21 protein-coding genes and 1 pseudogene are annotated in these 22,545 nt (G+C 44.9%); 14 read left to right on the top strand and 8 right to left on the bottom strand.

Going from position 1 to position 22,545, the window contains the following annotated elements; all coding sequences use genetic code 11:
• Positions 1-8 precede the first annotated feature (8 nt).
• A complete protein-coding gene (locus tag H6G17_RS28540; RefSeq protein WP_106545471.1) occupies positions 9-329 on the top strand; it encodes a HigA family addiction module antitoxin in 321 nt (106 codons plus the stop codon).
• 23 nt (positions 330-352) lie between these two features.
• Here the strand turns inward: H6G17_RS28540 and H6G17_RS28535 are convergent, their stop codons facing one another.
• Together H6G17_RS28535 and H6G17_RS28530 are read right to left on the bottom strand one after the other, a co-directional pair.
• Positions 353-1,588 (bottom strand): AAA family ATPase, encoded by a 1,236-nt coding sequence (locus H6G17_RS28535; RefSeq protein ID WP_192161928.1) that lies wholly within the window; start codon positions 1,586-1,588, stop codon positions 353-355.
• A 37-nt stretch (positions 1,589-1,625) separates the two neighbouring features.
• A complete protein-coding gene (locus tag H6G17_RS28530; protein ID WP_192161927.1) occupies positions 1,626-3,029 on the bottom strand; it encodes a hypothetical protein in 1,404 nt (467 codons plus the stop codon).
• 244 nt (positions 3,030-3,273) lie between these two features.
• Here H6G17_RS28530 and H6G17_RS28525 point away from each other — a divergent pair, with 244 nt between their 5' ends.
• The 3 genes from H6G17_RS28525 (at position 3,274) to H6G17_RS28520 (ending at position 4,835) form a co-directional block, all read left to right on the top strand.
• Positions 3,274-3,648 carry a hypothetical protein gene (locus H6G17_RS28525; RefSeq protein ID WP_192161926.1) on the top strand — a complete coding sequence of 125 codons (375 nt, stop codon included), beginning with the start codon at positions 3,274-3,276 and terminating at the stop codon, positions 3,646-3,648.
• 42 nt (positions 3,649-3,690) lie between these two features.
• Positions 3,691-3,825 carry a hypothetical protein gene (locus tag H6G17_RS34330; protein ID WP_277876103.1) on the top strand — a complete coding sequence of 45 codons (135 nt, stop codon included), beginning with the start codon at positions 3,691-3,693 and terminating at the stop codon, positions 3,823-3,825.
• Positions 3,826-4,001: 176 nt separating this feature from the next.
• Entirely contained in the window at positions 4,002-4,835 is an 834-nt protein-coding gene (locus H6G17_RS28520) for a tyrosine-type recombinase/integrase (protein WP_192161925.1), read from the top strand.
• A 1-nt stretch (position 4,836) separates the two neighbouring features.
• On the opposite strand, the gene H6G17_RS28515 is transcribed toward H6G17_RS28520, so the two are convergent.
• On the bottom strand, positions 4,837-5,382 hold the full coding sequence (locus H6G17_RS28515; RefSeq protein ID WP_192161924.1) for a tyrosine-type recombinase/integrase: 546 nt from the start codon (positions 5,380-5,382) through the stop codon (positions 4,837-4,839).
• A 211-nt stretch (positions 5,383-5,593) separates the two neighbouring features.
• Between H6G17_RS28515 and H6G17_RS28510 the strand changes: the two genes are divergently transcribed.
• Positions 5,594-5,770 carry a hypothetical protein gene (locus H6G17_RS28510; protein ID WP_192161923.1) on the top strand — a complete coding sequence of 59 codons (177 nt, stop codon included), beginning with the start codon at positions 5,594-5,596 and terminating at the stop codon, positions 5,768-5,770.
• Between the two features lie 42 nt (positions 5,771-5,812).
• On the opposite strand, the gene H6G17_RS28505 is transcribed toward H6G17_RS28510, so the two are convergent.
• The 3 genes from H6G17_RS28505 to H6G17_RS28495 all read right to left on the bottom strand — a co-directional run bounded on the left by H6G17_RS28505 (position 5,813) and on the right by H6G17_RS28495 (position 6,995).
• Entirely contained in the window at positions 5,813-6,181 is a 369-nt protein-coding gene (locus H6G17_RS28505) for a PadR family transcriptional regulator (RefSeq protein ID WP_192161922.1), read from the bottom strand.
• 94 nt (positions 6,182-6,275) lie between these two features.
• Positions 6,276-6,740: a thermonuclease family protein gene (locus tag H6G17_RS28500; protein WP_192161921.1), complete on the bottom strand. Its 465-nt coding sequence runs from the start codon at positions 6,738-6,740 to the stop codon at positions 6,276-6,278.
• Between the two features lie 78 nt (positions 6,741-6,818).
• Positions 6,819-6,995 (bottom strand): hypothetical protein, encoded by a 177-nt coding sequence (locus H6G17_RS28495; protein WP_192161920.1) that lies wholly within the window; start codon positions 6,993-6,995, stop codon positions 6,819-6,821.
• Between the two features lie 92 nt (positions 6,996-7,087).
• Between H6G17_RS28495 and H6G17_RS28490 the strand changes: the two genes are divergently transcribed.
• Positions 7,088-7,411 (top strand): hypothetical protein, encoded by a 324-nt coding sequence (locus tag H6G17_RS28490; protein ID WP_192161919.1) that lies wholly within the window; start codon positions 7,088-7,090, stop codon positions 7,409-7,411.
• Positions 7,401-7,844, top strand: a complete 444-nt coding sequence (locus tag H6G17_RS28485) for a type II toxin-antitoxin system YhaV family toxin (RefSeq protein ID WP_192161918.1) — start codon at positions 7,401-7,403, stop codon at positions 7,842-7,844. Before H6G17_RS28490 ends, H6G17_RS28485 begins: the two co-directional genes overlap by 11 nt.
• A gap of 2 nt (positions 7,845-7,846) precedes the next feature.
• Here H6G17_RS28485 and H6G17_RS28480 read toward each other — a convergent pair.
• Positions 7,847-8,440, bottom strand: a pseudogene (locus tag H6G17_RS28480) (helicase); the annotation flags it as partial.
• 223 nt (positions 8,441-8,663) lie between these two features.
• Here H6G17_RS28480 and H6G17_RS28475 point away from each other — a divergent pair.
• From H6G17_RS28475 to H6G17_RS32920, 7 genes are all read left to right on the top strand, one after another.
• A complete protein-coding gene (locus H6G17_RS28475) occupies positions 8,664-11,783 on the top strand; it encodes a DUF499 domain-containing protein (RefSeq protein WP_192161916.1) in 3,120 nt (1,039 codons plus the stop codon).
• 154 nt (positions 11,784-11,937) lie between these two features.
• Positions 11,938-12,531, top strand: coding sequence for a DUF3780 domain-containing protein (locus H6G17_RS28470; RefSeq protein WP_192161936.1), 594 nt, complete (start codon positions 11,938-11,940; stop codon positions 12,529-12,531).
• A gap of 145 nt (positions 12,532-12,676) precedes the next feature.
• Positions 12,677-15,199 (top strand): anti-phage-associated DUF1156 domain-containing protein, encoded by a 2,523-nt coding sequence (locus tag H6G17_RS28465; RefSeq protein ID WP_199317070.1) that lies wholly within the window; start codon positions 12,677-12,679, stop codon positions 15,197-15,199.
• 21 nt (positions 15,200-15,220) lie between these two features.
• Entirely contained in the window at positions 15,221-15,565 is a 345-nt protein-coding gene (locus H6G17_RS32925) for a hypothetical protein (protein WP_199317069.1), read from the top strand.
• An 83-nt stretch (positions 15,566-15,648) separates the two neighbouring features.
• Positions 15,649-16,014 (top strand): four helix bundle protein, encoded by a 366-nt coding sequence (locus H6G17_RS28460; protein WP_192161935.1) that lies wholly within the window; start codon positions 15,649-15,651, stop codon positions 16,012-16,014.
• 193 nt (positions 16,015-16,207) lie between these two features.
• Positions 16,208-18,448, top strand: a complete 2,241-nt coding sequence (locus tag H6G17_RS28455; protein WP_199317068.1) for a phospholipase D-like domain-containing protein — start codon at positions 16,208-16,210, stop codon at positions 18,446-18,448.
• A gap of 21 nt (positions 18,449-18,469) precedes the next feature.
• Positions 18,470-19,066 (top strand): helicase-related protein, encoded by a 597-nt coding sequence (locus H6G17_RS32920; protein ID WP_199317067.1) that lies wholly within the window; start codon positions 18,470-18,472, stop codon positions 19,064-19,066.
• On the opposite strand, the gene H6G17_RS28450 is transcribed toward H6G17_RS32920, so the two are convergent.
• Positions 19,040-22,411, bottom strand: coding sequence for a strawberry notch C-terminal domain-containing protein (locus H6G17_RS28450; RefSeq protein WP_192161915.1), 3,372 nt, complete (start codon positions 22,409-22,411; stop codon positions 19,040-19,042). The genes H6G17_RS32920 and H6G17_RS28450 overlap by 27 nt on opposite strands.
• Between the last annotated feature and the right edge of the window lie 134 nt (positions 22,412-22,545).

Genomic DNA, 22,545 nt, shown 5'->3' with positions numbered 1-22,545 from the left:
ACGAACAGATGAAAATTCCCAAATATCGCCCTCCCACACATCCAGGAGAAATTTTGCTGCTAGATTTTCTAGAACCACTAGGACTGACTCAGCAGGATTTAGCTAACAACATCCACGTTCCTTACCAGCGAGTTAACGAGTTGGTGAATGGCAAGCGCGGCGTAACCCCAAGTACGGCATTACGGCTGTCGAAATTCTTTGGAAACAGTCCAGAGTTTTGGCTGAATCTGCAACAAAATTGGCAGCTCTACCAAACACTGAAAGAAGAAGAAGAAGAAATAAATGCGATCGCCACTTTTGCCTTGCGGGAAGAAGAAAGAAGTGCCTAAATAATGCAAAATCTGCTATGCAACTATTGGTAAACTTTATTTTTATAGCCACCAACTTCAATCAGTAAATCTTCCCGAATATCGGTCAGTATCCTCTGCGCTCGTCGGGCATTGCGGCTCTTGTTATCGGCGATTAACTTCTCAATCTTGCGAGCGATATCCTCTAAGCGACTTGCAGCATTGTCGGCTGCTTCAATCAACTTTTGTTCGGTTGGATTGCTCGGACGCAAATCGTATTCTCTGGCTGCCCTCACTACAGTGCCGACCTCTTCCTTTACCGCATCGTACCAAGATACGGCTTGTCGATCGAGATCGGGGACGCAAGCATTCAAAATTTGACCGATCTTCTGTCGCTCCTTGGGATCTCTCTGCCACAGGCAGTCTGGCAGCAATTCGTGAAAAGATTCTGGGTACACTTGCTCATCGCCCTGCACCAGTGCATGGGTTTGCAGCAGTTTGACTAGCTGTTGCAACTTGCGATCGCTAATGAAAAATCCTTCCCGATCCAGTACCATCTGGCATTTAATTAAATCTTCTGCTAGTTCGTCGCTAAAAGGTACGAGCGCTGCTTGTTGCTGCAAAGCTTTAATTTCAGACAGACTCAGACGCACCTTCACTTCTGGTTTGAGATTATGCCTGGCTCGGTGGATTAATTCCCGCTTAGAACTCAACTTGCGGACGTATTGCAACCAAGGGCGATAGACGAAGCGATCGACAAACGCATCCAAGTCTGCATCAGTGGGAACGTTGTTGGCAGCATCGCACAAGAACAGTAACGGTACTGGCTGCGGTTCTGGATTCTCGAATACCCGTTCGTTCATCAACCGCAACAAGGCGTTGAGACTAGTAGAGTTGCCGCGAAATACTTCATCTAAAAAGGCAATGTGTGCTTCGGGCAACCGCCGCTTAGTGTTGCGGATTAACTCATCTTGCTGCTGTAATGCTCGCAGCGACAGTTGCCCTAGTAACTCGTCAGGAGTCATCGTCGGTTGCAACAGGCGATCGAAAAATACAGCTTCTTCTATCGCTCGGCACAACTGTTGTAACATCCAGCTCTTGGCACAACCAGGCGGACCAAATAAAACCACATTTCCACCTGTTAGCAGTACGGCTAGCACTCCGTCAATAATCGTAGATCGCTCCAAAAAAATCTGATTTAACTCTCGCCGTAACTGTTGCAACCGCTCTAGAGCAGAGCCAGATGGGGCATGGTTGGGGATTTGAGCGGCTAACTTTTTGGTGTTTTTAGCGGTTGCCATAATTTAATTTCGCATTACAACTAGAATGTCAGTTGTTCTAAAATCCCGCCTCCCAGTCGTAAGGTCGATCGATGGAGTCACGCTGGCGCTCGTCGCTATGGACGGCATCTGGAGCAGTGTCAATATCCTTTATTTTGGCTGTTACTTCTAATCCCAAAGACTGGTGCACGGCTGCCTCAGCAATCCCCCAGCGCTTGAGCAAGTCTTTGGTACGGAATTTAAATAAATTCTCCATTGATGCCAACTTGCCCTTGAGTTGCCGCAACTGCTCCGGATCTGGTTGCTGCGCGATCGCGTCTAACTGCCGAAGTAACTCGGAGTAACCCGCATCCAGTGCCAACGCCTTCGTCAGGTTGGCAAGTCCCTCCCCAGTCGAGTATGGAGCCTGCACGCGCTGCTTCAGCATGGCTCTGAAATCTTCCAGGTGCTGAATAATTTGTTTCAAGTCGGGGCTGTCACTCAGGTATAGCTGACTCAGCTGCCTTGCTCTGTCCACGAGCGGCTCTAAATCCGGATCGTATTGCATTAATACTTGCAAGCGAGCAATTAAGGTGTCCCACTTCTGCCCCGTTCTCGATGTCGCATCCGCTCCTGACAAATTAAAGCTCTCTAGTAATTGAGCTAGCTTTGCGTCAGCTTCGTCCCGACTTCTGATTTGAGCGTCGTATAAAGTTGAAATTAATGTCTGCTGTAAAGATTCTTGCGCCCGCTCGATTAACTTGAGTTTCTGGCGTTCGACAGCAACTACCTCTGCTTCTGCCTGCTGCCTTTGCATTTCTGCTTCGCGCTCCGAGCGCTCTAGCAAGGAAGGAATTTTTATCGGTCCTTCCACGAGAACCTGCAATGAATTTATTTGCAATTCCTCTTTGGTAGGATAAGCACTAGCATACTGCCGCAATGCTAACTCGACTGTTTTTGATTCTAATGCTGCGGCTTTTAGTACTTGCTCCACCCACGACAAGAAACCAGCGTATTCTGATTTGTATGTTGCTAAAATTCCTTGCCGCAAGGAATCAGCTTCTGCCATCATCCCTTCAATTGCTTCTAGGGCATCGGGCAGTGCCGATTCGTGGACGAAACGGAACGGTTCGCTCAAAAGGGTGTAGCGGTTGTAGATGATTTTCTGTCGTGCTTGGAGTTTGGTAGCAGCATCTTTAAGGCGGTGGTTGATCTTGGCTGCATAGCCGCCCTTTGCCGCACTCTCCAACAATCTCAAGACATCATCCCTAATCCCTAAATGGGAGCCATCCAACTTCAGCGATTGCACTCCCACTTTGACTGTCAGCTTCAGTAAATAGATCGGCTCTTTTTCTAGATGCAGCCACTCTTGCTGCTGTTGGCTCAGACGAGGATTGACCACAGAATGCTGTTGCGTCTGGCTCATCTGAGTTTGGGAGCGCTCTTGCACGAGTTGGGCTATGAGCTGGTCAACTGCTGGCATTAGATACTAGGCATTCCTTTGAAACTCTAGTTTATCTATTATATATATATATTCTAATTAGAATATCATTTTTGTATTCTAATTAGAATACAAAAATGAGAGAACTTGTAGCAGCAGCTGTCCTCCCTTGTCGGTGGTGTAAAGTCGAGCTAAGAAACGCGATCGCTCGACCGCACTCTACACTGGTGGGCAACGCCAGAGATAGTTATTAATTTGTAGGAATTAATTTGTAGGAAAAAATAGAATGACTAACCTAGAAGGGTTAAGTGACGAACAGCTAGCGACGATCTCCAAAGCCTGCGAATTTCTGTCTCGTCTGTGTATGGGACAATTCGCAGAAATCGCTGAGCTATTTCCTTCTTTAGATGTCGAGCAACATCACGAGTTGGTTGAAAAACTCACCCAGCTTCGGACGTTAATCCCGCAGTTTGCTGATTTATCTGACAAGCAACACTTGCGTATTCGTAGCGCTCTCGTACCAGATCTAGCTCGAAACGCTCACGACATTCACCTAGTTATCCAACACCATCTGGCACGGAACCTTAGTTTCTCGCACCAATCTCCACCGAGAGCCTGTGGCTCTCTGCCGTTGCCCACAGTCAACAGCGAGAATGTTTAGCTAGCAATAAAACCAAAATCTGAGAGTAGTAAGGTATTTATTATGTCTGTCATCAAACATTGTTTCTGTGAAGGCGATATCGTCATCATGCACGGTACATCTGTCACGGTAATCCGCGCCTGGGAGTCGCGGTCGTATCGTCGGTCGCGACTTTTCTGGGCTAATCTACTTGGCTGACTATACTGAAAAAGAGTTGAAAGCACGCTATTCTAGTTCGCTACCAGTTAACTAGTTATCTAGCAGTAGTACCCTTGCTGTATCTTCACGCTGTATCTTTGAACGATTGCCTCTACCAATACCTGATGGCATGGCATAATTAAAGCGCGAACTTTGCCGAAAAATTTATCCATTCCATGCCCAGGACACCGCCGCCGCTCAAAACTGTATTCCAACAACGCCGCGAGCGGGAATTTCTTTACCTGCACGAAGTCGATGCCGTCATCGCCGCGATGGAAAAAACTCGCTACTCTACGAGGAACAAGGCGATCGCCTTATTGCTGTTCTGCCAATGCTTACAGCCATCCGAACTATGTTGGCTGCGTTGGTCTGACCTAGACTTGACCAGAAAAACGCTCTACATCATCCGCAACCGCGAACTCAAAAGTGGCGCTCGCCTGCACAAACAAGTCAATCTTCAACCTCTGTGTGTTCCTGAAATGGAATTGCTACAACACCTAGCACAAGAGCGTCGATGCGATTGGTTATTCGCCACCGAACGGCGATCGCGCCTGAATCAGCGCTCGCTACACTATATAATTGCACTAGCAGGCGAGAGTGCCAATCTTCCCTTGCCAATTCATCCCTATATACTGAGGCGCTCTGGGCTATATTATCGTGCCGCATTGCTACTGCAACCGCTTCATCTATCGCTACAGCAGTGCTGCTTGCTGTGGAATTGGCACGGCACGAAAGTCAAGTTCTCCAAGCAGCAAGAACGGGAGATGATGGCAATGGGAGTGGCAACGTCTGAAGCATTCTTGGCGGTACTAACACAGATGCAATCTTTCACCCGCATCCAGAGCTACGACAATTTGATCGATTACCTCCTGGGCGCTTTCTTGCTATTTCCCGATCGAGATCGTCTGACCTACGACTACTGGCTCGCCCCTAAGAGTTGGCAGAGCCAACTTTTCCGAAAACATCTATTGACAACTTCATCTGCTTCTGCCTCAAGTGCTGGATTGTAAATTAAACCAACAGCGCGATCGCCGACTCGACCTGATCTGGTTTCACCTCCAGATAACGTTGGAGAGCAGTCAACGATTTATGTCCCGAGATTTCCTGAATTACGCGGAGCGGCACGTTGGCATTAGACATATTCGTCAGTGCCGTGCGGCGAAATGAGTGAGTCGAAGCACCTCTAATCCTTGCCCGTTTGCAAGCAGCTCTGAGGATCAGATCGGCAGCTGCCCTAGTCAGTGGCTTGTCTCCATTGCGTCCTGGAAACAATAGACCAGACGGTGGATCGTAAGCTGCTAAATACGCCTGTAACTTTGGGTGCGAAGGCAAAGTGCGCGTCGCCATCTTGCCTTTGGTGGTAGATTTACGCAGCGTCACTACACTACCCGCTAAATCTTCCGCCGTCAGCGCCAGCACTTCACTAACGCGACAGGCGCAGTAGTAAGCGATCGCGAATAGCAGCTTGTCTCTAGAGGTAAGAAACCCGCGTGTAAATAGGCGCTCCAGTTCGGCTTGAGTCAGGATCTTAGCGCGTCCGTTGCCTTGAATCTTCACTGTACTGTTGAATTTAGATTTACTTCATAATTACTATCCTACGTCGAGTTAGGACTTGATGTTTTGAAAATTTCGTCAAGTCAGAAGAAAAAGCTCAAACCCAAACCAGTAAACAGCTTTACTCGTCCTTTTGCATCTCGTTGCAATAAGGCTTTTCGGGTTTATTGAGAGAGTTCTCAATTGAGTTAGCTCGTCCCGAATCACGTACAGTTTGGAGATCGCGTCGATCAATTCCCAACGGGTGACGGGTGGTAATGAATTTGGCGAGCGGGAGTTTTGTGGTAGTGGGTTTTGTAATGGGTTTTTCAAGCGCGATTGCCTCTTGGGTAGTCAGTCAGTAATTGCTTTGTTAGGGCGCGTCTTGGTGCTGCGTGCGTCAATGGGTTGAGACGCGAACGCGACCATCGCATCTGTTGGGATTGCTCCACCGTCAAACGGCAACAGCCTTGGACGCTTGGGGCTTTCGAGCAACGCTGTTCGTCCATAAAGCGGCTAGCTTTTGTGCTTCGTCAAACCATTGAGGGCTGACTTGATACATCCGCCTCGGACGACCGCGCCCCTCCACTTTTTGAAGGTGTGAAGCGAGCGCTTGCTCGGTTTCCAGAAAATTCAAGGCGGCATAGAGGACACTATCAGACAGTCGATACGGGGGGTAGTCGCTTTCCAGTTTTTGAATTAGCTCAGTACCGTAGGATTCACCCTCAAGCAAGACCGACAGCACGTAGCAAACAGCTTGTTCTTGCGTGAGATAAGTGGCGCTTCGATCGGTGAAAAATTGATAAATGTCTTCAAGTCGCATAAACTAGATCGACGTTTTGTAGAGCAATAGTTATAACTCATGCAATTCGTTAGGTTGGTAGTATCAGGAAAGGGATACAATCGAAGCGCGATCGCTACTTATTCTTTTGCCTCCACACAGACGGCGCGACAAACTGGGAATCACCCCATACACCAACTCTCTGCTGTTTAGCCTCAGCTTCCGCCTGCTCTACTGCTGCGGAACTACGGCAATTTCCGGCATATTTTCGATAAAAAACCGCCAGCCCCTCGCGGGCTAGCACCTCCTGAACTAGTGTTCCATCTCTTAGCCGGACTTCTGCCACCTGACGACCGTAGCGATCCTCGTCCGCCACAGTTAGACGCACGCGATCGCCTCCCTGCTCAATCAACCCAGTCAACCTGTCTCGCGCCCGCTCTCCCCACCTAAACTGGTCAAGGTCTGCTGGGTCGTAGCTAGAGCGCTCCCTTTTCGTATGGGAAACTTCTGGAGCATCAACGCAAGCCAAGCGAATTTTGACATCTCGATTTCGCCTGTCAACGACAGTAATGGTGTCGCCGCTACTCGACACGCTTGACACGGTACTTGGTCTGAATTGGTGCTGCGGAGAGCGAGAGGGAGAGAGGGTTGGGGGGAAGTGATTACTTCCTTACGAGAATTACAGCCGAATAGCCCCAAGAGTAGAATGATGGCGAGCGAGAGTTTTCTGTTCATGCAAATATTGTTCCCGCGATCGCGCTCTCGATTTCATCCCGGAACCAATTGCCCAAAAAGCGATCGAGAACGACAGAACCGAAATTCTCACTCCTGCTTCAAGATCTAACTTCTGTTGCAAAGCGCGCTCTTCGAGTTCGACTGCTATGTACTTACAGAAGTACTAACATTAGTGTATGATAGGCAAAACTAATAGTACGAGTAGTAACGATCGTGGAGAGCAAACGGTACAACGCAGCTTGGTCGAAGATTGGAAATTCTTCTGGCTTTCGATTGGAGAATAGCTTCTTCAAGGACAATCCTCAATTTGCTGGAGTAACTGGCGAAGTTCAAGTTGTCAGTTCAAATACTTTACTAGTTCGTTTAGAAACAAGCGCAGACCAGGAACAAGAAAAGGACGAACTGATGCTGGCATCATTTTTAGATTTCTTGATGGAGAACGCTTTACGCAATCCAAAAGAAGAAATCGAAATTTACACTGAGGAAATGGCAGCCGAAGATGAAGAATTGCTGGCAGGAGTAGATCTTGATTCGTAACGGTTGGCATATATATTTCATCAAACGGCTGTTCGGTAAGCAGCGACGGGACTTACAAGCTGAAGTTCGCCAGTTAAAAAAGACTTTACCTGCCGAAAAGTACGTCTTGCACTCGCAAGTGAAGCTTTATAAAGCAGTGATGACGGCGATTAACGAGAAAATTCCCAGCGATCCTTATGCCTCTCACTTTGCATTAACTGGTTCGCTGAAAAAATATGGCAGGGTAAAGGGAATGGGGTTAAATCACCGTTATCGCCTATTTTTCCGTGCTTGGCAAACTCCCGACTACAACGCGCTATTTATCCTCTGGCTGGGTTATCCGCGTAAGGAAGGAGACAAGAACGATTGTTATAAAGCTTTTACTAGAATGCTTGAAAGAGGAGAATTTCCCGATACGCTTGACGAACTCCTACTTGAAAGCGAACGAGATTAGAACTAGAAACTCAGGAGTAACTTTTCAAACAGAGGATCGCCAAAATTCATCAATCGCAGAGATGGCGTTTCGTCAAATATTTCTGGATAAAAAGTTACCATATATTTCTTAGCTTCAAAAGTCAGCAGCCAAATGCGTTCTGCCGATCGCTCGAATACATATCCTCTTGACTTTAATACGACTGAGGTAGTCAACAGTTGTTTAATCTCCTGCAATTGGATGGGGGACGAGAGAAAACCCGCGCTTGACTCTGCCAAATCTGCTTCTACATCCATTATTGAAACCATCTCATCGAGTGCCGGACGCACGGGTGGTGCGTCCAATACCCGCTCGAATTGCGATAGCAAGACATCTTCCTCTTGGGGATCGGCACTCATCGCCGCCCGTTCGATAAAAGTAGGAACCTGAGCCAAGATTGGCTGCAAGTTCCCCACAACTGCGGTGAAAGCATTGATGCGATCGCGCAATTTGCGATAGACCTTTGCTTCTACCGTGCCGTCGTAATAAAAGTTATGGATCGTGACTGTCGGATGCACTTGCCCGATGCGGTCGATCCTACCAATGCGCTGTTCGACCCGCATTGGGTTCTAGGGTAATTAAGTTAATCAAGTATTCCCCTTAGTCTTTATTTTGAGCTGAAAGATAAGGATCTGTTATATGGGGTCCTTATTTATCTCGAATGCAATAGTGCATTTGTTCGATAAAATTGCTTGACCCGCTGCTGTCTTCTAGTTTTTTTAGATTTACTAAATTTTTGCTTTGCTCTAGGGAAGTATAAGTATAAGTCATATCACTTATAAGCTTCCGAAAAGTATATATATGTATTTGAGCCAAGTTTGCAAACCACGCCAGTCAGTATTCGATCGCTCTCGTCGAGATGTGGTTTTGAATATTTCCGATCTACTTGAAGACCGAATAGATAGCAATCGCTTCTTCGAGGAAAATTATATAACTGCTGGGATGCAGACGCTCATAGATAAAGCTTTTGAACGGCTGGAAAATAGAAGTAGCCAAGCAAGTACGTTTCTGTTGTCTCAAGCAATGGGTGGAGGAAAAACCCATAGCATGATTGCGCTTGGGTTGTTAGCAAAACATCCTGAGTTAAGAAATAGAGTTTTAGGAGATAAAGTTAAAGGTTATAAGCTCGGTACTGTAAAAGTTATTGGCTTTAATGGACGCGAAACCGATGCTCCATTTGGTCTTTGGGGAGAATTAGCCAAGCAACTCAATAAAAAAGAAGTTTTTAACGATCATTATGCTCCTCTAAAAGCTCCTGGCGTTTCAGCATGGATCAATCTTCTTCAAGGCGAACCAACGCTGATATTTTTGGACGAATTACCGCCCTACTTAGAAAATGCTAAGACGATAGAAATTGGTAGCTCAGACCTTTCGATTGCTACTGCCACGGCTATTTCTAATTTATTGGTAGCGGTTGACCGACCAGAACTATCTAATGTGTGTGTAGTAATTTCAGACCTTACAGCTTCTTGGGAAGGAGGATCGGGTCAACTTAACAAAGCAGTTACCAATCTTCAAAATGAGACTGGTCGTTCGGCATTGAGACTAGAACCAGTAAGCTCCCAAGGCAGCGAACTTTATCACATTTTACGCACTCGGTTGTTTGAAGAACTTCCAGAAGATTCGATTATTAAAGAGGTTGCCAATGCCTATGCTAAATCGGTAAAAGATGCAAAAGAAATGGATGTTACCAATGCCTCTCCCGATTCTTATGCGGCTCAGTTAGTGGAGTCTTATCCTTTTCATTTTTCGATCCGAGATTTATACGCTCGGTTTAAAGAAAATCCTGGTTTTCAGCAAACGCGGGGCTTAATTCGTTTGTTACGGGCAGTGGTTGCCAATATTTACGATCGCGGTCAAGCAGATCGGCGAATGCTAGTACATCCTTACGATCTTGACTTAAATAATGATGAAATACTGTCTGAAGTAAAAGCAATCAATCCTAGTTTGGGAGAAGCGATCGCACATGACATCGCTAAAGAAGGTTTTTCGGTTGCCGAACAACAAGACAATAAATTGGGAGGTACGGATTTTCAGGATGTAGCCAAGCTGATTCTAGTCGCTTCACTGGCTAACATTCCCAATGCCACACATGGTTTGCGAGAAACTGAAATAGTTGGATTTCTCTGCGCTCCTGGACGGGATTTATCTACTATTAAAAAGTCGGTTATCGATTACTTGCCAACCCAAGCTTGGTATCTGCATCGCAGCCAAGATGGACGATTGTTTTTCAAAAACGTCCAAAACCTTGCTGCCAAATTACATAGCCTTGCTAATTCTTATAACGAACAGACTAGCCTCAAAGAATTACGGTCTTATTTAACAGAACTATTTGAACCAAAAACACGGGATTGCTATCAGAAATTAGAAGTGCTTCCTGGTCTAGATGAAGTGAGCTTGGAAATCGATAAAGTAACTTTAATCGTTGCCGAACCGACCAGAAATCCCCATTCTTCGAGCAAGCTAAGCGACGATTGGCATAAATTTGCTGAAGATCAAGAATTTAAGAATCGCGTTTTGTTCCTTACAGGCTCTCACGAAACGATGGAGCGAATTATCGAACAGGCAAGACAGTATAAAGCCATTCTCTCGATTAAAGCAGAACTCGATCGGGATCGCATTTCGTCACGAGATCCGCAATATGTAGAGGCTGATAAAAGCCTGGATCAAATTCAACTTAGTCTTCGCAGTTCGCTACAGGAAACTTTCACCACTCTAGTTTATCCGTCCAAAGACGGATTTCGCTCTACTGATTGCCGCATTCATTTTGAGGGGAATCATTTTGATGGAGAAGCTTTAATTCGCAATACTTTGGGAAAAGTACAAAAATTTACAACAGATGTGGCTTCGGAAACTTTTCGTAAAAAGTGCCAAGCTCGACTTTTTGCAGGACAGAAATCTTCTTCTTGGAATGAAGTGAAACGGCGTGCTGCCACTCAAACCGATTGGAATTTTCATCACCCCAAAGCACTGGAAGAATTGAAAAGACAAATGCTCGAACAAGAAGTTTGGATTGATGAAGGAGGTGTAATAAACACACAACCTCCTCCTCCAGAGACGACGGTTAATATTCAAGAAATCAGTCGAGATGATGATACAGGAGAAGTTACCTTAAAAATTCGGGCTATCAATGGCGATGTGGTGAGGTACGAGATTGGGGATAGCGAACTAACAACAGCATCTCGTTCTGTTGCCGATGCATCTGGAGGCTATAAAGCTTTTAAAACCAAAGACCTTTGTTTGAAATTTAAGTGCTTTGATACTCAAGGTAAAAATAATCAAGGTGCTTCTATTACTTGGAAAAACAAAATCATTCTCAAACATCGAGTTTTTCAGAATTCTGATGAATGGAAAGTAGAATTTAAAGCAATTCCTAAAGGCGAGATTCGCTATACCACTGATGGGTCAGACCCCAAATCTTATGGCGGCATCTACGAGAGTCCTTTTGTCGTACCCGAATCGAGTCGCTTCGTGCTTGCTATTGCTGAAAGTGACGGTATTGTTTCTGAGGTCGAAAAAATAGACACCGAACAGTATCGTAAGCGAGGGGGAATCATTGACATAATTCAGCCCAATTTACCAGCTACATGGAACTGTAAAAAACAAGGATTTACCGCCAGAGCAGCATTTGAATTTATCGACCAGCTAGAAAAATATCAAGGCAATGCTTACGGAGTCAGCCTAATTGTTTCAGCATCGGATGAGTCTGGAGAAGTTAGCTATGATGCTGCACCCGATCGCGGTTTGAGCGGCACAAAAATTAGAGAACTCGTCGAACATCTACAAAGCACTTTTAAAGATAGTCAAGGTAGTCAGATTCTGATTGATGTTGAAAAAGTAACTCTAGAGTGCAGTCAGTTATTAAAAGACTGGTTTGCTGCGATGAAATATCAACCAAAACCAGGAGAAGTGCAGCAGTAAGTAAGAAGCAATAAGTAATAAGTAATAAGTGAGAAGCGAGAAGTAAGAAGTGAAAAGTAATAGGTAATAAGTAATAAGTAACAAGTGCAAGAGTCGTTTTTACTTATTACTTATTACTCATAACTCATTACTAAGAGGAAAGAGGTAAGAAGTGATGATATCTAAAACGCAAAGTTCTATTCTTGGTTTTGGCTTTAGCAGCGATCGCACAGAGCATTGCTTTCTGGTAACTTTTCCTGCTTCACAGGCAAAAAGTGCAGAAATTATGATTTCCGAACACTTTCATTGGAAGCTAGAACAGGAAGCATCTGTAGATATTTCTTTTAATAATGAAGACCAACTGTTAAAAGCAAGGCTTAAACGAATGGTTTGGGAACAGATCGAAGAAGAGGTAAAAGCCGAATTCAATCGTCGTCTCAGAGCAATGGATATTAAAACTGGTCGCTGGATTAAAAAAGGACAAGTGCCAGTAGACCGAACGTTAGGTAAAGAACTGATTTTACTTGCTTGGGCGATTGAAGATGCCGATCCTACTCTGATTCCTACTGCGATTCGTAACTGGTTGGGGCTAGCCCCTGAAGAAAGATGGTGGCTCTACACCATGACTAATGCAGCTACAGGTCACGCCATTAAAGACCGCAATCGCGGTTGGCGTAAGGCTGTACGGTTTGCTCTCACAGAAAATCCAGTTATGGAGAGCGTATTGCGAAATCGATACAGCGATTTTGAGTTGACGCTGGCTAGGTAAGTAAGAAGTAAGAAGTAAGAAGTAAGAAGTAAGAAGTAAGAAGTAATAGGTAAGCAGTAAAAAGTAAGAAGTGCAAGAGTCATTTTCACTCATTACTCATTACTCATTACTCATTACTAAAAAGTAATTAGGTGGTAGGTAAGTAGTGCAAAAAGCATTTATTGAAGAACAATTTCCGGTTTCTCTGATTTCTAAGGAAAGTTATAAAGAACGTAAAGCGGGAGCAGGACAGACTTTGACTGGGCTTGGTAAGTGGTGGGGGAGAAAACCACTTATTCTCGTGCGTGCAGTAATTATTGGACTACTGATGCCTGCTTCTAGCAATCCTAAGAAAGATCGAGAAATTTTTCTGAAAATTCTGACAATGGATGCTGATGGTTTGTGGCAACGCTGTAAAGGTATTCCTGCAAAAGATGTTTATGAATGGTCGTCAGATGCAGAGAAAGAAAGATATTTTCAGGTTAGTGGTAAAAGCATTAAGTGGAACAATCAAAACCCTAAAAAAGAAAGGGATAAGCTAACTCGAAAGTATTTTGATAGTCTTAGTTATGATGAAAAGCTTGAATATTGCGATCGCCCCGAACAAATTGAAGGAGCTAGCAAAGAAGCATGGGTAGAGATTAACGCTCATTTAGAAACTTCAGCTAGTTCAATTAATGAATTGGTAAAACAACTAGGAGAAAAACGTTTTGGTCATGTTCCAAAAGTAGGAGATGCCTTTTGTGGAGGCGGTTCTATACCTTTTGAAGCTGCACGTATTGGTTGTGAAGCCTATGGCTCCGATCTCAATCCCGTCGCAGCCCTTTTAACATGGGCAAGTCTAAACATCGTTGGTGGTAGTGAAGAAACACAAAACAAAATTAAAGAAGCTCAAGACAAAGCTTTTGCCCAAGTAGACCAACAGATTACTGAATGGGGCATAGAGCATAACGAGAAAGGTTGGCGTGCAGACGCTTATCTTTACTGTGTTGAAGCCAAAAGTCCGGCTACTGGATACTGGGTTCCCCTCGCTCCAAGTTGGGTTATTGCAGAAAAGAATCAGACCGTTGCTGTTCTTGTACCCGATCGCGATCGCAAGCGATACAATATCGAAATTGTTGAGAATGCCGATCCAAAAACATACGTCCAAGCTAAAGAAGGAACAGTGAAAAATAGTCGTTTGATTTGTCCAGAAACAGGCGATGATTTTGCTATTTCAGAAATTAGAGGCGATCGTAGAGTTGATGGGGAGACTATTTATGGATTGAGGCTTTGGGAAAATGGCGATCTTGTACCTCGTCCCGATGATGTATTTCAAGAAAGGCTCTACTGTGTTCGATGGGTTGAAACCTATACTGATGAACAGGAACGAGAGAAAACGAAACGGCACTATTGCTCGGTAACAGATGCCGATTTAGAACGAGAAAGAAAAGTATTATCACTGCTCCAACAGCGATTTGAAGAGTGGCAAGAAAAAGGATTTATTCCCAGTAAGAAGATTGAACCTGGTTACAACACAGATCAACCCAGAAGAGAACGCGGATGGACGCATTGGCATCATCTTTTTAATCCACGTCAGCTATTAGTACACGGTATGTTAGTTGAATATACTATTTCTAAGCAAACTAAGAAAGGTTTTTCTCCTGCCTCATTGTTAGGAATTGGAAAATGCAGTGATTTTAATAGTAGACTATCTCGTTGGGACTCTTCAAGAGATGAAGGGAAGCAGACTTTCACAAATCAAGCATTAAATACTCTCTATAACTTTTCCATAAGAAGTAGTCAGGGATTAAAGAACTTTTGGATAATAGCTTTTAAAAATCCGATCGTTTTTGATAGCACTAATGCTACTATCACTCCAATAGATGCAAATGATGTTAAGTACTGTTCGGACTTTTGGCTTACTGACCCACCTTACGCAAATGCTGTCAATTACCACGAGCTTAATGACTTTTTTCTCTCTTGGTATGAGAAACTTATACCATCTTTTTTCCCAAATTGGTACTCAGATTCTAAAAAAGCTTTAGCCGTTTCAGGAGTGGGAACTAACTTTAAGCGGTCAATGGTAGAAATTTATTCTAATTTGACCGAACACATGACCGATGAAGGGATGCAGCTTGTTATGTTTACTCATCAAGACCCTTCAGTTTGGGCAGATCTAGGTATGATTCTTTGGGCTGCTGGACTTCAGGTAAGTGCAGCTTGGACAATTTCGACAGAAACAGACTCAGCTTTAAAAAAGGGTAACTACGTTCAAGGTACGGTACTTTTAATACTCAGAAAACGTTTAAACGATGATGTAGCTTTCCTCGACGAAATTTACCCACTTATTGAAGATGAAGTTCGAGAACAGTTAGATAAAATGCTAGCTATTGATGATAAAGACGCACCTAACTTTGGCGATACCGACTACCAACTAGCTGCTTATGCTGCTGCTTTACGAGTGTTAACTCAGTATAACGAAATCGAAGGGATGGATATCAAACACGAACTTTTCCGCGAAAGAGGCAAAGGAGAAAAATCAGAGTTTGAAAAAGTAATCGATCGCGCCGTAGAAATTGCCTGCAATCACCTCGTTCCCGAAGAATTTTCTGAATTTCATTGGAAGAGTCTCACCGCCGATGAGCGTCTTTACCTTAAAGGCGTGGAACTAGAAAAACATGGCGAATTTAGAAATGGTGCTTACTAAGAACTAGCCAAGGGGTTCGGAGTGCGTGACTATAATTTCTTGTATGCTAAAACCAAATCCAACGAAGCAAGGTTTAAGACAGCATCCGAGTTCAAAAGAACTAACCTAAAAGGTGAAGGCTTCGATAAGAGTTTGGTACGACACCTGTTGTTTGCAATTCACGAAACGGTAAGTAAAGAAACCGTACAGGAAGGTTTGAACTATCTCAAGGTTGAAGTTCCCGACTACTGGAGTGTCCGCAAACGTGCATTAGAAATTCTCCGCTATTTAAGCCGATTAGAACATATACCCCATCTACCTCACTGGAAAAAAGATGCTGAAGCTGCCCGTGTCTTAGCTGGTGCGGTAGAAAACGATCACGGGTGATTAAGTAATGAGTGATAAGTAATAGGTAATAAGTTAATTAAGTAATGAGTGATAAGTAATGAGTAATGAGTTAGGTTATGAATATGGAGAATTCTAATATTACTATTCAACAAAGAACTGAAGATTTTGCTATTCGTACTGTTAATGCTTATTCGGAATTGAAGAATAAGCATTTTGATGATGCTGGAAGAGTATTAGCCAAGCAATTTCTAAGAAGTGGCACATCAATCGGCGCAAATTGCGCTGAGGCTGTTTACGCCCAATCAAACAATGACTTTATCTCTAAATATTCGATTGCTTTAAAAGAAGCTTCCGAAACTCAATATTGGATTAAAGTCATGATTAAATCTCAACTTGTTCCCGAACAAAAGTTTTCAAACATGCAACAAGAACTCGTAGCAATAATCAAAATACTAACCGCCACAATTAACAAACTCAAATCCAAATAAACTCCTTAATCCCTACTCTCTACTCCTTACTTATTACTTATTACTCCTTACTTAATAAACTCCTTAATCTTTACTTATTACTTATTACTCCTTACTTATTACTTATTACTCCTTACTTAATAAACTCCTTAATCTTTACTTATTACTTATTACTCCTTACTTATTACTTATTACTCCTTACTTATTACTTAAAATGAACCGTTATTCTTCACGGCGACAAGGACTAGATCGCGAATTTATCAATCAAAAGCTCAAAGGTGCAGTTGGTTACGATCGCATTGCAGGTTTTTTTCGCTCCAGTATTCTAGAAGTAGCAGGGGAAGCACTAGAAAAACTAGACGGAACGATTAGAGTAGTTTGTAACTCCGATCTTTCCGTTCAGGATGTAGAAACAGCCAAAGCAGCCCAACAAGCCATCCGCCATTCTTGGTGTGCTGGCGAACCTGAAAAATTACCAGAACGATCGCATCCTCGCTTTGCTCGACTGTTTAAATTTCTTTCTCAAGGCAAAATGCAGGTGCGAGTATTGCCCGATGAGGTATTTGGACTAATTCATGGTAAAGCAGGAGTTATCGCCTATGCCGATGGTAGCAAAACTAGCTTTTTAGGTAGTGCCAATGAGAGTAAAACCGCTTGGAAGCTAAATTATGAATTGGTTTGGGAAGATGAAAGTCCAGACGCGATCGCCTGGGTACAAGAAGAATTTGATGCCTTATGGAGTCATCCCCAAGCAATACCGCTAGCAGATTTTGTAGTTCAAGATATTAATCGCATAGCTTGTCGTACAGAAATTAACCATCAGAAATGGCGGGAGGAAGCAGAACCAAATCCCGCATCTGCGATCGTCGAAACACCCATTTATCGTCAAGAGCTTGGTTTATGGGCGCATCAAAAGTTTTTTATCAAGAAAGCCTTTGAGGATCATCTTAAAGGCGGTGCGCGTTATATCCTTGCCGATCAAGTAGGTTTGGGCAAAACAGTACAGCTTGCCGTCTCAGGACTGTTAATGGCTTTACATGGAGATAAACCAGTTTTAGTCATTGCCCCTAAACCTTTAGTGTTGCAATGGCAAGGAGAACTAAAAGATTTAGTCGGTATTCCTGCGGCAATTTGGGATGGTCGTCAGTGGATCGATGAAAACGGTCTGGAATACCCTTCTAAAGGCTCAGCATCAATCAAAAATTGCCCCCGTCGCATCGGCATCATTTCTCAGGGTTTAATTACTTCTGGTTCGGAGGTTATCGATTTTTTGTTGGCAATGAAATATGAATGTGTCATCGTCGATGAGGCGCATCGGGCAAGAAGAAAGAAGATTAACGATAATAGCCCCAACGAACCCGCCGCCCCTAATAATCTCATGAGTTTTTTATTAGAAATAAGCGATCGCACTAAAAGCATGATTTTAGCTACAGCAACACCCGTACAGCTACATCCTATTGAAGCTTGGGACATGCTTAACGTGCTGAGTATTGGCAACGAACAAGTTTTAGGTAATGCTTGGAGCAACTGGCGTAGACCAGCAGAAGTCATTCCCATAGTTATGGGTGAGGCACAAATTTCCGAGGACATTTATGATGCCTGGAATTGGCTGCGAAATCCTTTTCCACCTGCAAGCGAACACCGCAGTTTCCGCGATATTCGCAGACGTTTACGAATGAAAGATAGCGATTATGTTGTTTCGGGTGACGCGATCGATAAATTGAAGGGTCCGGATCTGACTAAGCTGCGCCCAGTCCTCTACGATTATGGGCGGCAGTATAACCCTTTTATCAGACACATTATTAGAAGAACCCGTGCCTATCTGGAAAATACTATCGATGCATCTACAGGGGAACCATTTCTCAAACCAGTCCGCGTTAAACTTTTCGGCGAAGATGACAATGAATCTTTAGTTCTACCATTTTATTGCCGACAAGCCTATCAACATGCTGAAGAATTCTGTGAGCTTTTAGGCAGAAGAATCAGATCCGCCGGACTCTATAAAACACTTCTTCTGCGAAGAATTGGCAGCACTATGTTTGCCGGACAGAAAACAATTGAAAAACTTTTGCATAAAAACGATGTAGAAACGCGGAATACGTCAGCCTACACGCTCCCAAATCTAATTCGCGGGAATGGACTGACTGAAGATACTATCGATGCATGGAGCGAAGAAGAAGAGGAATTAGAAGATAATACGGCGAGTGCTGAAAATCGCCGCCTCGCTTCCGATGAAATAGAGCTTTTGCGTCAGTGTCGGCAATTATTAGAAGATAACCAAGAAAAAGACCCTAAGTACAGAGAGGTAAAACGGTATCTGATTGATGAGGGCTGGCTACAGTTAGGCTGCATCATCTTTTCACAATACTATGATCCCTCTTCTGTCACTCTAGGAAAATTTGACGAAATTACGTGGTTTCAGCCAACGAAAAATCAAGGTTTCAACCCAGTTTGACAGAAGAGGGATGATTCGGTTATGTGGCTTGCCACTCAACTATCATCCGAGGATTTAACCGAAGAAAAAATAGGTATTTACTCAGGAGCATCGCGATCGGGGATCGTGCATCAAGGTTTATTCAAGCGTATAGCTCGTGAAGAAATTAAACAAATGGTTCGTCGAGGTGAATTGCGCTTAATCATTGGCACAGATGCCGCCAGCGAAGGGCTTAATCTACAAAGACTTGGAACGCTGATTAATCTCGATCTTCCATGGAATCCAACTCGTTTAGAACAACGTAAAGGGCGCATTCAGCGCATTGGTCAAATACGAGACGAAGTATGGATTCTTAATATACGCTATCGAGATTCAGTCGAAGACCGCGTTCACGAACTTCTTTCATCAAGATTAGCAGAAATTCACGGTTTATTTGGGCAAATACCAGATATTCTCCAAGATGCTTGGATTAATGTTGCCCTTGGTGAAGAAGAGCAAGCTAAAAAACTAATCGAAAACATCAAAACGATACATCCTTTTGACGAGCGATACAGTACAGTCGAGAATATTGATTGGGAAAGCTGCTCTAAAGTCTTGAATGAATCTGAAAAGCTAACTATTCTCAGAAAAGGCTGGTAGGTATATTATCCCTACCCTCAGCGAAGCGGGGTAGGGAAGGATAGCGCGGCGATGAAACGAAGTGGAATCGCCTGTTAGACTTTTGGTGCATCCTGAGACTCCTACCGATGCGGGTATTTGTTTGGATTTTCTAGTCCGAGGTGTTCTGGTTGTAGGTTGTATGGTGGTGCGCGTTGGTGGAGGAGAAGTTTGAGAACTTTGTGTTACGGACGGCGATGGAGCTGGCTTGAAGACAACGACTGTATGCCCCATCTCCTCCAAACGAGATTTGTAGCGATCTAGGGCATGGTGGGGAAAGCCAGTCATGGGAATGCGACCGAGTGAGGCAGAACCAGAGTTTTTACTAGCTAGCACTAGCTCCAAATCCTTCGCTACGACCGTAGCATCTTGAAAGAAAGCCTCGTAGAAATCGCCGACTCGTTGAAGTACTAACGCTTGTGGAGATCGATTCTTTAGAGCTAGATATTCTTGTAGTAGTGGAGATAGCTGGCGACGCTCCGCGAGCGGAAGGCTATGAGAATTTGCATCGGGGTGAGGTATTTCTGTAGTACGATCGCCCAATGGTTGCTCGGTCGGAGCGTCAACCAGTGTAGGCGAGGATTCTTGTGGTACGGTTTGTTGAACGATTGCCCGCGATCGCGCAGCAGTAGCAAATCCTTGTTCCAGAAGATTCTCGCTAAAAGTTTTGGCAAAGCCTCGGTCTTGACGGCGATACTCGCCACCAGTCAGGGGATTTTGTACGGCAGTTTGAGTCAAAGCCAACTGTCCGCGTGCAGAAATCAGAAACACCATTTCGGAGTCGATCGCCAAGTCGCCGCTGCTATCTGCCAGGAAGTGAGTCAGATAGAGTTCCGCTCCGTGCCGCTCGATTGACAAAGGAATGTATGGCTCGTTTGCTACTTTTAAATAGAAGTCTTCCCCCTGCAAGATCTCTGCTGCTAGCCCTGCTTGATGTAGAAGTTTGGCAACATTTTTTTCTGCCGCACCAGCCTGAAAGCTAAAGTCGGCAACCTGCGCCGCAACCGTATTTTCAGAAGTAGTCTGCTCTTCCTTCGGTTTTGTCTGGATATCTTCGGTGAGGCGATCGCCTGATGACAATCGCTTGCTTGCGGTTGCCTCAACCAGCCTCTCATTGCGCCCAACGGTAGGTGCAGGCGTTTCGGTATTTGTCGGTGCTACAGGCGAGGCTGGTTGAGGAAAATTAATAACCTTACTAACTTCAAAATCGCCTACCTCAACTGAGTTTTCGACTGGTTGGAGGGAGGGCAGAGTAATGCCGAGAAAATCACGGGCAAGATCTTGCTTTTCAAAAGCAGCCAACCTCAAACCTTTAGCTTGCATGAATTCCAATACATCTGTAATTCTGTCTGGGGAAACGACTGCCTCCATGCGATCGCCGATGGAATAAAACTCACCTCCAATTGTCCCAAGCAAGGTTGGGTCTAAATAATACGCTCCACCGTCATTCCGAGATTTGGCAGTTTGGATGATGAAACCGTCTCCATAGCGGCTGCGTTGGGGCTTAATTGTTAAAGTTTCGTCGAGCGTTTTTACCTGCCCCGTGCGATCTGTAACTTCGGTGAGAAAGGTAACGATCTGTCGTGCAGTGGGAATAATTACGGGCTGCTGTTCTAAAACCTGCTCAATATCAAACCCTTGCGGGGCGAGCAAACCTTGGCGCGTTCTGCCGCGATCGTCCGTGTAGTTGACGATTTTGCCTTGAAATTTTTCGTAAGCCCGCAATAAGTTACCTGTAAAAATTTGCCTTGATTCGCGATTTTTAGACTGCTTGAGGTCGAAAGCTTGATAGATTTCCACTCCATCCCAGTCGCGCTCCTGGGGGGCGAGCGTGACTGAATTAGCTGAAAGGGTGTTGACTTGAGAAAAAGGTAGGGTTAAAAACCGTGCTGGGTCTGCAAGCACGATTTGCATCTTCCACCTGTTTGGCGTGACAGGGCTTTCATTTTCTTCCCGATTGCTGCTCCAAATCTTTCCCACGACACCGTAGAAGATATTGCCAGTTTCAGTCACGACTCTCACGCTTTCGCCAAGCGGAAAAGTTTCCAAAGTTTTGCTGAGGTGTTGTAGCTGTACGTTGAGGCGGTTGTCAATTTTATCGATAGTTTTGCTAGTCTTACCCTCAATCGCTGCCGTTCGGTAAGACTGGGTAGCTTGAAGCAACTGCTGTCGCGTAGCTTCGGCTTGTTGTTTGGCGTGGTTACTAACAGTGTTGAAGTCGTGGGCTTCTACCGCTTCTACGAGTTCCAAGTTGAGATTTTCGCGGACTAAATTAATTGCTTCTAGAGTCGTGACGGGCTTACGGGGTGTTTTGGCATCTACCACTTCTACATTGACGGGGCTGGTGAAGGGAGAATTACTGTCCCGATCGCCAGCGATGACTTCCATCCGCGCCACCGTTTTTGCGTCGAGGTCGAGAAAGCGTGCTTCTAATACCGATTCTCCCATCGTTTCCTGGCGTTCGACGTACTCGACGTACTCTCGTTCGAGCAGAGCGTAGACGCGCTCCTGCTGGGCAAGGGGCAGCAGGGGCAAGCGACCAGTTACTTTGTTCATCAAACCCGCATTATCCGCGCTTTGAGCGCTTTCTATCCCGCCGAGCGGATCTGCTAGCTTGCGGTTTAAGCCAGGATCGTTGAGCAATAGCTCGGCAGCCACCCGATCGCCGTACTCGTTCATAAAATCGACAACAGACTCCAACTCTATTCCACTCGACCGTGCGGCTGTCGTATTGGCATTAAGGGATGCCATTTTCTTAGCCAGCACCGCCGCAGGTCTTTTCTCGGCTGGAATATCGGCGTTGAGCAGGGTGAAGCTGGGCAGCACGACTTGCCCCGTGCGGTGGATGCGCCCTAACATTTGCATGAACGAATTGATTTCTTTTTTCGGTTGCACGACGAGCATGTGGCGAGGTCGGCGGTCGGCAAACTGAGCCGAGGCGTGTAGCGAAATTCCCGTCGAGCCGGAGCGGTTGAGAATAATTACATCCAACTGCCCGTTGTTAAAGGCTCTGACGTTGGCGATTGCGGCGGCTTTGCTAGTTTCTTGACTCGGACGTTGCTGGTAAGTGGTAGTCCCATCAGCAGAGTAATCGATAACGTCTTTTCGCCCCGTGACTTCGTTGACGCTGTAACCTGACTGAGACAGCCTCGACTTGATGTAGTCGATCGGAGAAATGGGAACCGCGCTCAGGTCGATCTGCTCGATGCGGCTGAGAATGCGCTCGTAAGTGGCAACTCCTTTCGACCCTAACTCCTGGTCGGTGAGACGGTGGCGTTCTTTGTCTCCATAGGGATTCCCGATGATTACGTCGCGACTGCGCTCCAAGTGTAGCGCACGAGCAAGTCGCCAAAATCTAACTTACTAACCAGAGCAGGGATTAGTTAACATAAAAAAGTAGCTAAGTCTGGAGTGTGCCATGAAACTCAAAGACGCTCGCCATATGTCAGCCTCTGCCCAAG

Origin of the sequence: Chroococcidiopsis sp. [FACHB-1243], assembly GCF_014696895.1 — a bacterium.
GTDB lineage: Bacteria > Cyanobacteriota > Cyanobacteriia > Cyanobacteriales > Chroococcidiopsidaceae > Chroococcidiopsis.
This window is presented reverse-complemented; position numbering and strand designations above follow the sequence as displayed.